We start from the raw sequence: 16,659 nt of genomic DNA, 5'->3' as shown, positions 1-16,659 counted from the left end.
TACGGCCTCATTTCTCGCTGCCGTCCAGATCAGATGCATCGCTCTCTGGGCTAAAATCTTGTGACGACACTATCTAAAAGAGGTGTTGCCATCTATTTGTAAACAGCATCCGCAACGCTATGCCGGGTATTCCCTGCGCCAGATTTGCCAGGAAATGCACGACCTTTACGCCCGCAACAACGCCAAACAGCTGCAAAAAGAGATGTTCCGCAAATCCTGTTTCCCGCGCGTGGCGATGAACCCACAAGAGGCAAATTTCGCCTATTTGCGTGGCGAAGTGGAGCTGGTTGCCCTGCGCGATGCCGAAGGACAAATCGCCGCCGAAGGCGCGCTCCCCTACCCGCCCGGGGTGCTGTGTGTCGTGCCCGGTGAAATCTGGGGCGGTGCCGTGCTGCGCTATTTTGCCACGCTGGAAGAAGGGATCAATTTACTGCCCGGATTCGCACCGGAACTACAGGGAGTTTACATCGAAGAGAATGATGGACGTAAACAGGTACATTGCTACGTTATCAAACAATCGGCCGCTCAGCCTGCTTTGCTGAAAGGGGAAAAATTATGAGTAAGTCTAATAAGATGGGCGTTGTGCAGCTCACCATTCTCACCATGGTGAACATGATGGGTTCGGGGATCATTATGCTGCCGACCAAGCTTGCCGAGGTGGGGACAATTTCGATTATCTCCTGGCTGGTCACCGCAGTAGGCTCGATGGCGCTGGCGTGGGCTTTCGCCAAATGCGGGATGTTCAGTCGCAAATCGGGTGGGATGGGCGGGTATGCCGAATACGCGTTTGGCAAATCCGGCAACTTTATGGCCAACTATACCTACGGCGTATCGCTGCTTATCGCCAACGTGGCCATTGCCATCTCTGCCGTCGGTTATGGTACTGAACTGTTCGGGGTGGCGCTTAGCCCGGTGCAGATCGGTATCGCTACGATTGGCGTCCTGTGGCTGTGCACCGTCGCCAATTTCGGCGGCGCGCGCATTACCGGACAGCTCAGCAGCATCACGGTATGGGGAGTGATCATCCCGGTTGTCGGGCTGAGCATTATCGGCTGGTTCTGGTTTAGCCCAACGCTGTATGCCAACTCATGGAACCCGCACAACGTGCCGTTCTTCGGGGCGGTAGGTTCCTCTATCGCCATGACCCTGTGGGCGTTTCTCGGCCTGGAATCCGCCTGCGCCAATACTGACGTGGTGGAAAACCCGGAACGTAACGTCCCCATCGCGGTACTGGGTGGCACCCTGGGTGCAGCGGTCATTTACATCATATCTACCAATGTGATTGCCGGGATTGTACCCAATATGGATCTGGCAAAATCGACCGCGCCGTTTGGTCTGGCCTTCGCGCAGATGTTCACACCGGAAGTCGGCAAGGTGATTATGGGCCTGATGGTAATGTCCTGCTGCGGCTCGCTGCTTGGCTGGCAGTTCACCATCGCCCAGGTCTTTAAATCTTCTGCCGATGAGGGCTACTTCCCGAAAATCTTCTCCCGCGTGAGCAAAGCCGATGCACCGGTTCAGGGGATGCTGGCGATAGTGATTTTCCAGAGCGGTTTGTCGCTGATGACCATTAGCCCGTCGCTGAACAGCCAGTTCAACGTGCTGGTTAACCTGGCGGTCGTCACCAACATCATTCCCTATATTCTGTCGATGGCAGCGCTGGTCATTATTCAAAAAGTGGCGAAAGTGGATCCGGGTAAAGCGAAGATGGCCAATATGGTGGCGCTGACGGGGGCGATCTACAGCTTCTATGCGCTCTACTCTTCCGGCCAGGAGGCCATGCTCTACGGCGCTATTGTGACCTTTATGGGCTGGACGCTGTACGGGCTGGTCTCACCGCGATTTGAGCTCAAAAATACACACAGCTAAGGTAAAAACAAAACGGCAACCCGAAGGTTGCCGTTTTCTTGTCTTTCAGCTCAGTAAGAGAGAAAGCGCATTACGCGTTTTTCAGTACTTCACTCACAATCTCTACCGCTTCTTTCTCAATCAGCTTACGGTGTTCTTCACCAAGGAAGCTTTCGCAGTAAATTTTGTAGGCGTCTTCCGTACCTGACGGACGCGCGGCAAACCAGCCGTTGTCGGTCATCACTTTCAAGCCTCCGATAGACGCGCCGTTACCCGGCGCTGCCGTCAGACGTGCAGTGATCGGGTCACCTGCCAGCGTGCTTGCGCTGACCATTTCCGGAGACAGTTTAGACAACGCCGCTTTCTGTGCGGAGGTCGCGCTGGCGCCCAGACGGTTGTAGCTCGGCGCACCAAAGCGGGCGGCCAGTTCGTCGTAGTGCTGCTGCGGGTTTTTGCCGGTGACAGCGGTGATTTCCGCCGCCAGCAGGCACATGATGATACCGTCTTTGTCGGTTGACCATGGGGTGCCGTCGAAACGCAGGAAGGATGCCCCTGCGCTCTCTTCACCGCCGAAGCCGAAGCTGCCGTCAAACAGACCGTCAACAAACCATTTAAAGCCCACCGGCACTTCCACCAGCTTGCGGCCGAGGTCGTTCACCACGCGGTCGATCATCGCAGAAGAGACCAGGGTTTTACCCACGGCAACATCTTTACCCCACTGCGGGCGATGCTGGAACAGGTAGTTGATGGCAACGGCCAGATAATGGTTCGGGTTCATCAGACCTGCAGGCGTTACGATGCCATGGCGGTCATAGTCCGGGTCGTTGGCGAAAGCCAGGTCGAACTTGTCGCGCAGCGCCAGCAGACCGGCCATTGCACACTCAGAGGAGCAGTCCATACGGATCACGCCGTCTTTGTCGAGGTGCATAAAGCGGAAGGTTTGATCAACCTGATCGTTCACAATGGTCAGATCAAGTTTGTAGAATTCAGCAATCCGTTTCCAGTATTCGATACCGGAACCACCCAGCGGATCGACGCCCAGTTTCAGGCCCGCTTTCTGAATTGCCGCCATATCGACGATATCAGCCAGTCCTTCGATGAACGGCTGCACCAGATCCTGTTCTTTCACGTGACCCGACGCCAGCGCGGCATCCAGCGAAATGCGTTTCACGCCTTTCAGGCCATCCGCCAGCAGCGCGTTAGCGCGGTCTTCAACCACTTTGGTTACGTTGGTATCAGCCGGGCCACCGTTTGGCGGATTGTATTTGATACCACCGTCTTCCGGCGGGTTGTGCGACGGCGTAATGACGATACCGTCAGCCTGCGCGCCGCCTTTTTTATTGTGTACCAGGATAGCGTTAGATACCGCAGGGGTCGGCGTGAAGCCGTTATTTTCTTGCACAATCACGTCAACACCGTTTGCCGCCAGCACTTCCAGTACGGAGATAAACGCCGGTTCGGACAGAGCGTGCGTATCTTTACCGACATAGCACGGGCCAGTGATGCCATTTTTGGCACGCTCTTCGGCGATAGCCTGAGCGATGGCCAGAATGTGTTGTTCATTAAAGCTGTGACGCCCCGCGCTGCCGCGGTGACCTGACGTACCAAATTTTACCGCGTGCTCAGCGTTGCCGATGACAGGTTTCAGCACATAGTACTGCGCAGTAAGCTGGGCGATGTTAATCAAATCGCTCTGTTGCGCAGGTTGCCCCGCACGTTCGTGGTTAGCCATTGCCTGGTCCTTTTTATGCAAGGATTAAATTGTGCCGCAAACCTTTTCAATCAATTCCACCGGGAACTGCATTGACTGCATGATGTGTTCCACCATGCTGCATTTACGACCCGTATTCGTGTTGGTGATAACCCAGTACGGGGTATCAGGCACCTGTTTTGGCTTCGTCTGATTGCCGTTTTGCAACAGGGTATGTTCATCAGCCGCGAAGTATACGCGGGTGCGCCCGTGCAGAGACTCAGTGGATTCTGCAAAAGCCTTTGCATCTAATGAATAGAGTGTAGACAGCACCAGCATGAAGCGATTCACGGCTTTTTTCTGCTCCGCATACTCGTCAGAGAGCAGCAGTTCACGCACCGCGCGGACCTTGTCTTTCGCGGTATTAACCGGTTTGACTGCTTCAACCGTAACAGGTGCAGGCGTTTCTTTCGGGAGTTGAACAGCGGCAGCTGGCTGCGGGGCGGCGGAAAACTTCAACATGCGCCGTAAAATGTCGGATGCGCTCTCGCCAATGTGCTTTGTGTGGCTGGCAATATAACTGTAGAGCTCATCATCAACTTCGATCGTTTTCATCTTAATCCAGTGCAGTGTCTAATCTGAATACAAGTTATTGAGATTATAAAGTCAAATCTCAACAGCGGATAGCGTCAAACCAGGATGGCGGCAAAAGTCAGAATGTGTCTAAACCTTGCAGCCGGACGGCAGAATGTTCAACATGATACCTTAATCCGAAAGAGCGAAAAAAAGAACTTTGCCATGAAATTGAATACCCGAGCGCAATCTGCACAACAATCGCACAACAATTCTCCCATCGTGCTGGTTCACGGTTTATTTGGTAGCCTGGACAACCTTGGTGTACTCGCCCGCGACCTTGTTAATGACCATGACATTATTCAGGTTGATATGCGAAACCACGGCCTTTCCGCGCGTTCACCCGAGATGAATTACCCGGCGATGGCGCAGGATTTGCTCGATACCCTTGACGCCCACGGCATTGAACGTGCGACCTTTGTCGGCCACTCCATGGGCGGGAAAGCCGTTATGGCATTTACCGCACTGGCACCGGAACGCATCGATAAGCTTGTCGCTATCGACATCGCCCCGGTTAGCTATAACGTGCGTCGCCACGATGAAATTTTTGCCGCTATCAACGCTGCAACCGAGGCTAATGCCACCACACGCCAGCAGGCGGCAGTCGTCATGCGCGAATATATAGATGAAGAAGGGGTAATTCAGTTCCTGCTCAAGTCGTTTGTCGACGGCGAGTGGCGCTTCAATGTGCCAGCACTATGGGATCAATATCCCCATATCGTGGGCTGGGAAACGGTACCGGCCTGGAACCATCCAGCGCTCTTTATCCCCGGCGGTAACTCGCCGTATGTCACCGAACAGTATCGTGGCGAACTGCTGCAACAATTCCCGCAGGCACGTGCGCATGTGATAGCCGGAGCCGGGCACTGGGTGCATGCAGAAAAACCGGAAGCGGTTCTGCGCGCCATCCGTCGTTATCTCGCTGAAAAGACAAACTGATTAAAAACCCGGCGACCGGTTGCCGGAAAGCGCCCGGTCGTTGGCGTGTCCGCATCGCTGATGTATGATGGCGCGCTAATCAGCCCGGGCTATGACCCGATTGCTTGTACTTCCCGTAGTATTCTTAAATCATGGCTAAAGAACAAACGGACCGCACGACACTAGATCTGTTCGCGAATGAACGTCGCCCGGGACGTCCTAAAACCAATCCGCTCTCTCGCGACGAGCAATTGCGCGTGAATAAGCGCAATCAGCTTAAACGCGATAAAGTTCGTGGGCTTAAGCGCGTCGAATTAAAACTCAACGCAGAGGCTGTCGACGCGTTAAACGCGCTGGCGGACGCGCGCGAAATGAGCCGGAGTGAATTGATTGAAGAGATGTTACTGGCTCAGCTTAACGCGCTGAACAACCAGGAAATCCTCTAATTCATCGCAAAAATACACTTTCATGTTGCACAGAGTGCAGTCTTGCGTGATTGCAGTTTCCGCGTGCTTCTCTGATCTGCTATGATTGCCCTTATCCGTGGGCCAATCGCCACCACCATATCATTAAGTTTCAAGAGGTTATTTTACTCATGGCAATCACAGGCATTTTTTTCGGCAGCGATACTGGTAATACCGAAAACATCGCAAAGATGATCCAGGCTCAACTTGGTAAAGAAGTTGCCGATGTGCATGACATTGCTAAAAGCAGCAAAGAGGATTTAGAAGGTTACGACATCCTGCTGCTTGGCATTCCGACCTGGTATTATGGTGAAGCACAGTGTGACTGGGATGACTTTTTCCCGACGCTGGAAGATATCGATTTTAACGGCAAACTGGTTGCTCTGTTTGGCTGTGGCGACCAGGAAGACTATGCTGAGTACTTCTGTGATGCGCTGGGTACTATCCGCGACATCATTGAACCGCGCGGCGCAACCATCGTAGGCCACTGGCCGACCGAAGGTTACCATTTCGAAGCGTCCAAAGGCCTGGCAGATGACGATCACTTCGTTGGTCTGGCCATTGACGAAGACCGTCAGCCGGAACTGACCGCTGGTCGCGTCGACAAGTGGGTGAAACAGATTTCTGAAGAGCTGCACCTGCAAGAGATCATCAATGCCTGATGTTGTTTGGCGCAACCTGCTGGTTGCGCCTGATTAATAGATAAAAGCGATGGAAATAATTGCTACAATTTTTTAACTTTTTTCTCCAGCGCTGTACAATGGCCCCTGGTTAAAACGGGTAACGCAAAAGGACTTTGTTGGCGCTGCCACGTTTTAAAAGCTTACTTTACTTGAGGACTTGCAGTTTTCATTCAGGCATGGCAGTTCTATAATGAGACGCATTATCCCAGGTGCATTCCTTGTAGCTTCCCGACGGGAAGTGAATCGTTTAGCAACAGGACAGATTCCGCATGACTGACAACAATACCGCATTAAAGAAGGCCGGCCTGAAAGTCACGCTTCCTCGGTTAAAAATCCTGGAAGTGCTTCAGGAGCCGGAGAACCACCATGTCAGTGCGGAAGATTTATATAAGCGCTTGATCGACATGGGCGAAGAGATTGGGCTGGCGACTGTGTACCGTGTACTCAACCAGTTCGATGATGCCGGGATCGTGACCCGCCATAATTTCGAAGGCGGTAAATCCGTCTTTGAGCTGACGCAGCAACATCACCACGACCACTTAATTTGCCTGGATTGCGGCAAAGTGATCGAGTTCAGTGATGACTCTATCGAAGCGCGTCAGCGTGAGATTGCATCCAGACACGGTATTCGTCTGACTAACCACAGCCTCTACCTCTATGGCCACTGTGCCGAGGGTGACTGCCGTACAGACGATAACGCGCACGAAGCGACGGATAAATAATCCTCGCTTCTCTCTAAAGCCAACCTCCGGGTTGGCTTTTTTATTTCTGCGTATCGCAAAGACAAAAAAGCCCGCCGAAGCGGGCTATCTCACACGGTTAATTCAGCGCGTTATGCTGGCGAATCTCCTGCCAGATCTGATCACAACGCGCTTTTACCGCCTGGCCGTTACCGGTATGCGTTGCTTCAAGACACTGCTGATAATCCAGCGTGCGCACACTCTCTTGTTCCGCGAATTGCTGGTGTGCTTTCTCTTTACGCAGTACATCCAGCACGCTTCTGCAGGCCGCCGTTTTCTCCGGCGAGCCCTCAGCCGTATTGATACAGGCGCTGTAAGCCTCTTTTAAGCGGGCATCTTCCTTTGGCGCCTGTGGCTGTTGTACGCAGGCAGCCAGTCCCAGCGTCATCAGAACAAGCAGTATTGGTTTCATCGTCATGGCATTCCCTCGCATCAGAAGATATTCAACGGCGCAATGACGATAAATTTCACGTCGCGTTCGTCCTGGAAGATGTTGTTATACCCGCCGCCCCAGCTCGGGATATCGGAGTGGTTGTCGTACTGGGTAAAGTGCAGTTTAAACAGGGTGCCTTTTGCCATCCCTTCCTGCACGGTGTACAGCAGGTCGAGGCTGTAAGCCGACTCTTTGATGGAATTCCCCGCATCGTAGTATTTGTCTCCGGAAGAAACATTGGACGGTTTCGCATCCCAGCCATAGACATACGATGCACCTACCGCCCAGCCCGGCAGATTCCAGTCTTTCAGGTCATACATTGCACCAACAAAGACCGACTTTTCGTTATGGGCGTTGAAGTCAGAACGGTTATCCCACCAGATATCCAGGCGACCATTGGAAGATCCGTAGAGGGGCGTCATACGTGAATTGAAATAGCCCTGGCGGCCATCGGCTTTAACCCAGGTTCCCTCAAGACGCAAATCCACCGGACCAACCGTATAACCAAAAGTGAGCGCCTGCAGCCACGCGGTACCGTCGTAGATATCATTGATGGTGTTGTTATCGGCCTTATCGCGCGAGCCGTAGAACTGATAACTGGTGGAAAGGGGATTCCCCGCGACCTCAAATTTGTAGCTGGCTTTGGCAAAATATTGATCAACATAGCCCTGCGCCTGACCAAACGCGGCCTCGAGGAGCAGATCGTTTTTAAAGTCGTAAGACGCGCCTAGAGAATGGACGTAATTGATTTTGCTTACGCGATCATTTTGGTAGAAGTGATCCGTTTCGTTATACCACGGCGCTTTATATTCATTGGCCCACATATACGAGAAACTCAGCACGCCAGAGTCGTCATAATCCAGTTTCGCCCCAGCCTCAGCCCCCTGATAGGTGCCAGGCATAAAGCTCCAGTTTGATGCCAGCAGGGTTTGCCCGCTGGGCTGAATATACCCTGCCCTCGCCCACACCGGGCCATATTTGAACTTCGCCGCTGCCTTATAAAGGCTTGCCCCGCTGCGATCGCCGGCCCAGTCTTCGTCATACACTTTGTGGCTATTGGAGAACGCGATTTCATTCGGGTGCGCACTTCCTGAGGATTCAGCCATTTCAATCGCCGCGAAAGCCGCGATATCAATACCGAACATATCGGCAGCATAGCCAGACTGGAAATCAAGATTGGTATTCCAGGTGGAGTGCGCGAGGTTGGTTTTGTATTTATCGCCGTCGGTGACATCTTTGCGATCACGCTGGCGCTGCCAGTAGTAAATCCCACCGGTGAGCGTGGAGTCATCCACAAAGCCAGCGGCACTGACGGAAGGGGCGAAAGTTAAACCTGATAATGCGGTGGCGCAGGCAATAGCCAACGCTAACGCCTTACGTTGAGCGTTAAACGCGTTCATGAGTGTTCCTCTTTGACAAAAACATAAAAGTGCTGTGCAAATGCAAACAGCAATAAAATAAAAAAATTAAATATTACTGATAGTTATAGAAAATGTTTCTATTCCTATCGCTTGTAAGCATATTTTTCGCGACGCGAATTATCAAGTCTTAATGGGAACGGAATACAGGGATTATGACGGACAACACAGATTTGCGGATTATCAGCTGAGTGCTTACACAGCAAGGCTTACAGGCTAATTTAACTCGAATTATCAATAAATAAATGAAAAGATGATTGGATAAAATTAAAACAATAGTTTAGAAAAAAGAAAGATGGCAGGATCTTATTTTTAATTGAGAAATAAAAAAACGCTGCACAAGGCAGCGTTTTTTAGCGTTCAGGCAAGATGCGATTACTCGCCGATTTTTGCCCAGGTATCGCGAAGACCCACGGTGCGGTTGAACACCAGTTTGTCAGCCGTTGCATAACGGCTATCAAGGCAGAAGTAGCCTTCACGCTCAAACTGGTAAGCTGTGCCCGTTGCGGCAGCCTGCAGTGACGGCTCAGCGTAACCCTGTTTGATGACCAGAGATTCCGGGTTCATCACGGTCAGGAAGTCTTCTGCTGCGCCCGGGTTTGGCACGCTGAACAGACGGTCGTACAGACGAATTTCCACCGGCAGCGCGTGGGCAGCGCTCACCCAGTGAATAACGCCTTTCACTTTGCGGCCATCGGCAGGATCTTTGCTCAGGGTGTCGGCATCGTAACTGCAGAAGATGGTGGTGATGTTGCCTTCCGCGTCTTTCTCGACGCGTTCCGCTTTGATCACGTACGCGTTACGCAAGCGAACTTCTTTGCCCAGCACCAGACGCTTGTACTGTTTGTTGGCTTCTTCACGGAAGTCTGCGCGATCGATCCAGATTTCACCGCTAAACGGCACATCACGGCTGCCCATTTCCGGTTTGTTCGGATGGTTAAGCATCGAAACCACTTCGCTTGCGCCCTGCGGATAGTTTTCGATAACCAGTTTAACCGGATCGATAACCGCCATGGCGCGCGGTGCGTTTTCATTCAGATCTTCACGGATGCAAGATTCCAGTGAAGCCATCTCAATGGTGTTGTCCTGCTTGGTGATACCGATACGCTTACAGAACTCACGGATGGAGGCGGAGGTGTAGCCACGACGACGCAGACCCGAGATAGTCGGCATACGCGGGTCATCCCAGCCTTCAACATGCTTGTCGGTCACCAGCAGGTTCAGCTTACGCTTGGACATGACGGTGTATTCCAGGTTCAGACGGGAGAACTCGTACTGACGCGGGTGAACCGGAATGGTGATGTTGTCCAGCACCCAGTCGTACAGACGACGGTTGTCCTGGAATTCCAACGTACACAGGGAATGCGTAATGCCTTCCAGCGCATCGCTGATACAGTGGGTGAAGTCGTACATCGGGTAGATGCACCACTTGCTGCCGGTCTGGTGGTGATCGGCAAATTTAATGCGGTACAGCACCGGGTCGCGCAAAACGATAAACGGCGAGGCCATATCGATTTTTGCACGCAGGCAGGCTTTACCTTCTTCAAAACCACCGGCACGCATTTTTTCAAACAGCGCGAGGTTCTCTTCGACCGTACGATCGCGATACGGGCTGTTTTTACCCGGTGCGGTCAGTGAACCGCGATATTCGCGGATTTCGTCTGCAGACAGTTCGTCAACATAGGCCAGGCCTTTGCTGATTAACTCAACGGCATAGTTATGCAGTTGGTCGAAATAATCAGAGGAGTAGCGAACATCGCCTGACCAGTGGAAACCTAACCACTGCACGTCGTTTTTGATGGAATCAACATACTCGATATCTTCTTTTACCGGGTTAGTGTCATCAAAACGCAGGTTGCATTGCCCTTGATAATCTTGCGCGATACCAAAGTTCAGGCAGATGGATTTCGCATGACCGATATGCAGATAGCCATTCGGCTCAGGCGGAAAACGGGTGCAAATAGTGGAGTGCTTTCCAGTAGCCAGATCTTCATCAATGATCTGACGAATAAAGTTAGTCGGGCGGGCTTCAGCCTCACTCATCGTAGATTCCTCAAGGCGTAAACAACATATAACGGCACATGATCTTATAAGCGGCCCTCAGAGACAACCCTTAGTTACGGAAAATAGGTGCCGGAGAGAAAGAATGGGGTCGATCGTTGCAAAAAAAGCGGCAGAGGAGGATCCTCAGCCGCTTATCGCTATTTTTGGTTCAGATTACGGCATTAGCCTTTGATGTCGTACAGCGGTGTTTGCCCTGCCACAACAGAACCTTGCGCCTTGATAACCAGACCGGAGAAATCGTCGATGTTGCTGCACACCACCGGGCTAATCATCGAACGCGCCGCGGTGTTCAGGTATTCCAGATCCATTTCCAGTACTGGCTGCCCTGCAACAACGGTAGCCCCTTCTTCGACCAGACGTGTGAAGCCCTGACCGCCCAGCGCAACGGTGTCAATACCCATATGGACAACGATTTCCGCACCTTTTTCAGTTTCAAGGCAAAACGCGTGGTTGGTGTTGAAGATCTTAACGATAGTGCCCGCAGCCGGTGCAACGACCGTTTTCTCAGTCGGTTTTACCGCTACGCCATCACCAACGGCTTTGCTGGCAAAGGCTTCATCCGGCACTTCATCCAGAGAAACCACCTGCCCGGTCACCGGGGAAACCAGTTCAGCAATGATAGACGCGCTGGCATTCGGCACCGCCTGCGGTTTAGCCGCACTGGCTGCTGCCGGAGCCGGAGCTGCCGCGCCTGCCGGAACATCGCCCGCCGTTTTCATCGCATTCGCGATTTTCTCAGCCACGAAGCCCACGATAATCTGCACGCTGGTTTTATTCAGACGAATAACGCCGCTCGCACCAAGACGTTTGGCCTGTGCTTCGTTGACCAGTGAAGAGTCTTTAACGCTCAGACGCAGACGGGTGATACAGGCATCGATACCGGTCAGGTTAGTGGCCCCCCCGATTGCGGCGATGTACTGACGTGCCAGACCACTCACATCCTGCTCAGAAGCCGTGCTGACATTCACATCCTGACCATCAGCTTCGTCACCGGCCACCGCCAGTTCACGGCCCGGGGTCAGCAGGTTGAATTTCTGGATAGTGAAACGGAACACCACGTAGTAGATAACGAAGAACACCAGACCTTGCAGAATCAGCATGTACCAGTGAACCGCCAGCGGGTTACGAGACGAAAGCACCATATCCACCAGACCCGCACTGAAGCCGAAACCGGCAATCCACTGCATGGTCGCTGCAATAAACACGGAAATACCGGTCAGCACAGCGTGGATGAAGTACAGCACCGGAGCCACGAACATGAAGGAGAATTCCAGCGGTTCGGTAATACCGGTGAAGAAGGCAGCAAACGCACCCGCCATCATAATACCCAGTACTTTGGCTTTGTTTTCCGGACGAGCACAATGGTAGATAGCCAGCGCTGCACCCGGCAGGCCGAACATCATGATTGGGAAGAAGCCTGCCTGATAACGACCGGTGATCCCGATTTCCGCTTTACCAGCAGCGATAGACTGCGCGCCACCCAGGAAATTAGGAATATCGTTGATACCCGCGACGTCAAACCAGAACACGGAGTTCAGGGCATGGTGCAGACCGACCGGAATCAGCAGACGGTTGAAGAAGGCATAGATGCCTGCCCCCGCTGAACCCAGTTTCTGGATATGTTCACCAAAGCCAACCAGACCGCTAAAGACGACCGGCCAGATGTACATCAGGATGAATGCCACAACGATCATGACGAATGACGTCAGAATCGGCACCAGACGACGACCGCTAAAGAAGGACAGCGCTTTTGGCAGCTCAACGCTGCTAAAGCGGTTGTACAATTCCGCAGCGATAATACCGACCATAATCCCAACGAACTGGTTTTTGATCTTGCCAAACGCGGCAGGAACCTGATCGGCAGGAATTTTCTGGATCATGGTGACGGCGGCTGGCGAACACAGCGTCGTTAATACCAGGAAACCAACGAAGCCTGCCAGCGCGGCAGCCCCGTCTTTGTCTTTGGACATACCGTAGGCAACACCTACTGCAAACAGCACACCCATGTTATCGATGATTGCAGAGCCGGACTGGATAAACAGCGCCGCCAGCGCATTATCCCCACCCCAGCTTACCGGGTCGATCCAGTAACCGACCCCCATTAGAATTGCTGCTGCAGGCAGCGTGGCAACCGGCACCATCAGTGCGCGGCCAACCTTTTGCAAGTAACCTAAAAGACTCACGTTATTCCCCCTCTGACCCCACACCGGGTGCATAGAAATAGTATTTTTTATTGTCTTACTTAACCTGAAAGCACGGCCTTTTTTCACGACAATGTAAGTGTGTGAAAAATTAATTCGCCTCGCAAATTAAAAGCGCACTTTTTGTGATTTTAATCACCAAATATCGTTATTAACCCTCCTCTTTGCTGGCTAACAAGCAAAACTTATTTTATGATTAAAAAAATCAAAACGGATTGCCCCCATCGGGAGCGAAACTGAGTTACGCTTTACACTTAACTTGCACGCAATCCACTAACTTTTAATCAACTTTAGAGGTGAACAATGAGACTGATTCCTCTGGCAACAGCTGAACAAGTCGGTAAATGGGCGGCCCGCCATATCGTACATCGCATCAATGCATTCAAACCTACGGCGGATCGTCCGTTCCTGCTTGGCCTGCCAACCGGTGGTACTCCTCTCACCGCCTACAAAGCGTTAGTTGAAATGCACAAAGCGGGCCAGGTTAGCTTCAAGCATGTTGTCACCTTCAACATGGACGAATACGTCGGCCTGCCGAAGGAACATCCGGAAAGCTATCACAGCTTTATGCACCGCAACTTTTTCGATCACGTTGATATCCCGGCAGAAAATATTAACCTGCTGAATGGTAATGCGCCGGATATTGACGCAGAATGCCGTCAATACGAAGAAAAAATCCGTTCATATGGCAAAATTCACCTGTTTATGGGCGGCGTTGGCAACGATGGTCACATCGCCTTCAACGAACCCGCGTCATCGCTGGCTTCTCGTACCCGTATCAAAACCCTGACCCATGACACCCGGGTGGCAAACTCCCGTTTCTTCGACGGCGATGTCAGTCAGGTGCCGAAATACGCACTGACCGTGGGCGTGGGTACGCTTCTGGATGCAGAAGAGGTGATGATTCTGGTTCTGGGCGGCCAGAAAGCGCAGGCTCTGCAAGCTGCCGTTGAAGGCAACGTGAACCACATGTGGACCATTAGCTGTCTGCAACTGCATCCGAAAGCGGTGATGGTGTGCGACGAGCCGTCCACCATGGAACTGAAAGTAAAAACATTGAAATACTTCAATGAATTAGAAGCGGAAAATATTAAAGGTCTGTAATTGTGTTTCGTTCCGCACATCCTGCGGGACGACACCCATTTGTTAACCGGGGGTCGTTATGTATGCTTTAACCCATTGCCGGATTTTCACCGGCCATGAAATTCTGGATGACCACGCGCTGATTGTCGCGGATGGCCTGATTGACCGTCTCTGCCCGCTGGCTGAGCTGCCGCCCAATATCGAACAGCGTGACCTCAATGGCGCAACGCTGGCCCCCGGATTTATTGACGTTCAACTCAATGGTTGCGGCGGCGTACAGTTCAACGACACCCCCGAAGCCGTGAGCGTTGAAACGCTGGAAATCATGCAGCGTGCCAATGAAAAATCAGGCTGTACAAGCTTCCTGCCGACACTTATCACCAGCAGCGATGACCTGATGAAACAGGGCATTCAGGTGATGCGTGATTACCTGGCAAAATATTCCCATCAGGCGCTTGGCCTGCACCTCGAAGGCCCGTGGCTGAATATCGTTAAAAAAGGCACCCATAACCCGAAATTTATTCGCAAACCGGATGCCGAACTGGTAGATGACCTCTGCGCCAATGCTGACGTCATCACCAAAGTAACGCTGGCGCCTGAAATGGCGGGCACCGACGTCATCCGCAAACTGGCGGCGGCGGGAATTGTCGTTTCTGCGGGTCACTCAAATGCGACATTAAAAGAAGCAAAAACCGGCTTCCGTGCGGGCATCACTTTCGCCACACATTTATATAACGCGATGCCGTACATCACCGGGCGTGAACCTGGGTTGACGGGTGCGATTCTGGATGATACCGATGTTTATTGCGGGATCATTGCAGATGGCCTGCATGTCGATTACGTTAATGTCCGTAATGCGAAGCGCCTGAAAGGCGACAAACTCTGTTTAGTCACGGATGCAACCGCACCCGCAGGGGCGGATATTGACCAGTTCATTTTTGCTGGTAAAACAATATACTACCGTAATGGATTGTGTGTGGATGAAAACGGCACGCTGAGCGGCTCCTCCCTGACGATGATTGAAGGGGTGAGGAACCTGGTTGAGCATGTGGGCATTGCGCTAGATGAAGCCCTGCGCATGGCGACCCTGTACCCGGCTCGCGCAATAGGCGTCGACGGGCAACTCGGTAGCATCGCGCCGGGCAAAGTCGCCAACCTGACCGCCTTCACGCACGATTATAAAATAATCCAGACCATCGTTAATGGTAACGAGGTCGTCAGCGAGTAAAGAATAGGTATGACATCAGGCGGACAAGCTCAGATTGGTAACGTTGATCTCGTTAAACAACTTAACAGTGCGGCGGTTTACCGCCTGATTGATCAACTCGGTCCTATTTCGCGAATTCAAATTGCCGAGCAGAGCCAGCTTGCGCCCGCCAGCGTGACAAAAATCACGCGTCAGCTTATTGAGCGCGGCCTGATCAAAGAAGTCGATCAGCAGGCTTCCACCGGGGGCCGCCGCGCAATCTCGATTATCACGGAAACCCGCAATTTTCAGGCTATCGGCGTACGGCTTGGGCGTTCCGATACCACCCTCACCCTCTACGATCTGAGCAGCAAAGTGCTGGCGCAAGAGCATTATCCCCTGCCGGAGCGGACCCAGGAAACGCTGGAACACGCGCTGCTCAATACCATCAGTACCTTTATTGAAGGCTGCCAGCGTAAGATTCGTGAACTGATCGCCATCTCGGTCATTTTGCCGGGCCTTGTCGATCCGGAAAGCGGCGTCATTCGCTATATGCCGCATATTCAGGTGGAAAACTGGGGGCTGGTTGAGGCACTGGAAAAACGTTTCAAATTAACCTGTTTCGTCGGTCACGATATCCGCAGTCTGGCCCTTGCTGAGCACTACTTTGGGGCAAGTCAGGACTGTGAAGACTCCATTCTGGTGCGAGTTCACCGCGGAACCGGGGCCGGAATCATCTCTAACGGGCGCATTTTTATCGGCCGTAACGGCAATGTGGGTGAAATTGGCCACATCCAGGTGGAGCCGCTCGGTGAGCGATGTCACTGCGGCAACTTCGGTTGTCTGGAAACCATCGCCGCCAATGCCTCCATTGAACAACGCGTACGTCATCTGCTGGAACAGGGCTACCAAAGCCGCGTGACGCTGGATGACTGCACGATCAAAAACATCTGCAAAGCCGCAAACAAAGGCGATGCGCTGGCCTGTGAAGTGATTGAGTACGTGGGCCGCCATCTGGGTAAAACCATTGCCATCGCCATTAACCTCTTTAACCCGCAGAAAGTGGTCATCGCCGGGGAGATCGTTGAAGCGGAGAAAGTGTTACTGCCCGCCATCGAAGGCTGCATTAACACCCAGTCGCTGAAAGCGTTTCGTAAAAATCTGCCGGTGGTGCGCTCGACACTTGATCATCGCTCGGCGATTGGCGCTTTCGCCCTGGTGAAGCGCGCCATGCTCAACGGCATGCTGCTGCAACGCTTGCTGGAAAGCTGACAGGGTAAGCAAACGCAGCCAACGCA

14 protein-coding genes and 1 pseudogene are annotated in these 16,659 nt (G+C 52.6%); 9 read left to right on the top strand and 6 right to left on the bottom strand.

Annotated features, from left to right (window positions below):
• Positions 1–73: 73 nt before the first annotated feature.
• Positions 74–559, top strand: a pseudogene (locus ACSZPU_RS06825) (Orn/Lys/Arg family decarboxylase); the annotation flags it as partial.
• Positions 556–1,869, top strand: coding sequence for a putrescine-ornithine antiporter (gene potE / locus ACSZPU_RS06820; RefSeq protein WP_498996825.1), 1,314 nt, complete (start codon positions 556–558; stop codon positions 1,867–1,869). The pseudogene ACSZPU_RS06825 and the gene potE, both read left to right, overlap by 4 nt.
• A gap of 70 nt (positions 1,870–1,939) precedes the next feature.
• Here the strand turns inward: potE and pgm are convergent, their stop codons facing one another.
• Together pgm and seqA are read right to left on the bottom strand one after the other, a co-directional pair.
• Positions 1,940–3,580, bottom strand: a complete 1,641-nt coding sequence (gene pgm, locus ACSZPU_RS06815) for a phosphoglucomutase (alpha-D-glucose-1,6-bisphosphate-dependent) (protein ID WP_498996823.1) — start codon at positions 3,578–3,580, stop codon at positions 1,940–1,942.
• Between the two features lie 24 nt (positions 3,581–3,604).
• Entirely contained in the window at positions 3,605–4,153 is a 549-nt protein-coding gene (gene seqA / locus ACSZPU_RS06810; protein ID WP_498996820.1) for a replication initiation negative regulator SeqA, read from the bottom strand.
• Between the two features lie 183 nt (positions 4,154–4,336).
• Between seqA and ybfF the strand changes: the two genes are divergently transcribed.
• From ybfF to fur, 4 genes are all read left to right on the top strand, one after another.
• Entirely contained in the window at positions 4,337–5,110 is a 774-nt protein-coding gene (gene ybfF, locus ACSZPU_RS06805; RefSeq protein ID WP_498996818.1) for an esterase, read from the top strand.
• Positions 5,111–5,241: 131 nt separating this feature from the next.
• Positions 5,242–5,535 carry a LexA regulated protein gene (ybfE, locus tag ACSZPU_RS06800; RefSeq protein WP_498996817.1) on the top strand — a complete coding sequence of 98 codons (294 nt, stop codon included), beginning with the start codon at positions 5,242–5,244 and terminating at the stop codon, positions 5,533–5,535.
• Positions 5,536–5,684: 149 nt separating this feature from the next.
• The gene (fldA, locus tag ACSZPU_RS06795) at positions 5,685–6,215 is read left to right on the top strand and encodes a flavodoxin FldA (RefSeq protein WP_498996815.1); all 531 of its coding nucleotides are present in this window, start codon (positions 5,685–5,687) and stop codon (positions 6,213–6,215) included.
• Positions 6,216–6,505: 290 nt separating this feature from the next.
• Complete coding sequence (fur, locus tag ACSZPU_RS06790) at positions 6,506–6,958, top strand: ferric iron uptake transcriptional regulator (protein WP_498996812.1); 453 nt, start codon at positions 6,506–6,508, stop codon at positions 6,956–6,958.
• Between the two features lie 97 nt (positions 6,959–7,055).
• On the opposite strand, the gene chiQ is transcribed toward fur, so the two are convergent.
• From chiQ to nagE, 4 genes are all read right to left on the bottom strand, one after another.
• Positions 7,056–7,388 (bottom strand): ChiQ/YbfN family lipoprotein, encoded by a 333-nt coding sequence (chiQ, locus tag ACSZPU_RS06785; protein WP_498996827.1) that lies wholly within the window; start codon positions 7,386–7,388, stop codon positions 7,056–7,058.
• A 20-nt stretch (positions 7,389–7,408) separates the two neighbouring features.
• Positions 7,409–8,809 carry a chitoporin ChiP gene (gene chiP / locus ACSZPU_RS06780; protein WP_498996810.1) on the bottom strand — a complete coding sequence of 467 codons (1,401 nt, stop codon included), beginning with the start codon at positions 8,807–8,809 and terminating at the stop codon, positions 7,409–7,411.
• 393 nt (positions 8,810–9,202) lie between these two features.
• Positions 9,203–10,870: a glutamine--tRNA ligase gene (glnS, locus tag ACSZPU_RS06775; RefSeq protein WP_498996808.1), complete on the bottom strand. Its 1,668-nt coding sequence runs from the start codon at positions 10,868–10,870 to the stop codon at positions 9,203–9,205.
• Between the two features lie 182 nt (positions 10,871–11,052).
• On the bottom strand, positions 11,053–13,074 hold the full coding sequence (gene nagE / locus ACSZPU_RS06770; protein WP_498996806.1) for an N-acetylglucosamine-specific PTS transporter subunit IIBC: 2,022 nt from the start codon (positions 13,072–13,074) through the stop codon (positions 11,053–11,055).
• A gap of 321 nt (positions 13,075–13,395) precedes the next feature.
• Between nagE and nagB the strand changes: the two genes are divergently transcribed.
• The 3 genes from nagB to nagC are packed head-to-tail and all read left to right on the top strand — an operon-like array spanning position 13,396 to position 16,633.
• Positions 13,396–14,196 carry a glucosamine-6-phosphate deaminase gene (nagB, locus tag ACSZPU_RS06765; protein WP_498996804.1) on the top strand — a complete coding sequence of 267 codons (801 nt, stop codon included), beginning with the start codon at positions 13,396–13,398 and terminating at the stop codon, positions 14,194–14,196.
• 58 nt (positions 14,197–14,254) lie between these two features.
• The gene (gene nagA / locus ACSZPU_RS06760; protein WP_498996802.1) at positions 14,255–15,403 is read left to right on the top strand and encodes an N-acetylglucosamine-6-phosphate deacetylase; all 1,149 of its coding nucleotides are present in this window, start codon (positions 14,255–14,257) and stop codon (positions 15,401–15,403) included.
• 9 nt (positions 15,404–15,412) lie between these two features.
• Positions 15,413–16,633: a DNA-binding transcriptional regulator NagC gene (gene nagC, locus ACSZPU_RS06755; RefSeq protein WP_498996799.1), complete on the top strand. Its 1,221-nt coding sequence runs from the start codon at positions 15,413–15,415 to the stop codon at positions 16,631–16,633.
• Positions 16,634–16,659: the final 26 nt, after the last annotated feature.

This window comes from Phytobacter sp. V69, from assembly GCF_965644215.1.
Taxonomy (GTDB): domain Bacteria; phylum Pseudomonadota; class Gammaproteobacteria; order Enterobacterales; family Enterobacteriaceae; genus Phytobacter.
This window is presented reverse-complemented; position numbering and strand designations above follow the sequence as displayed.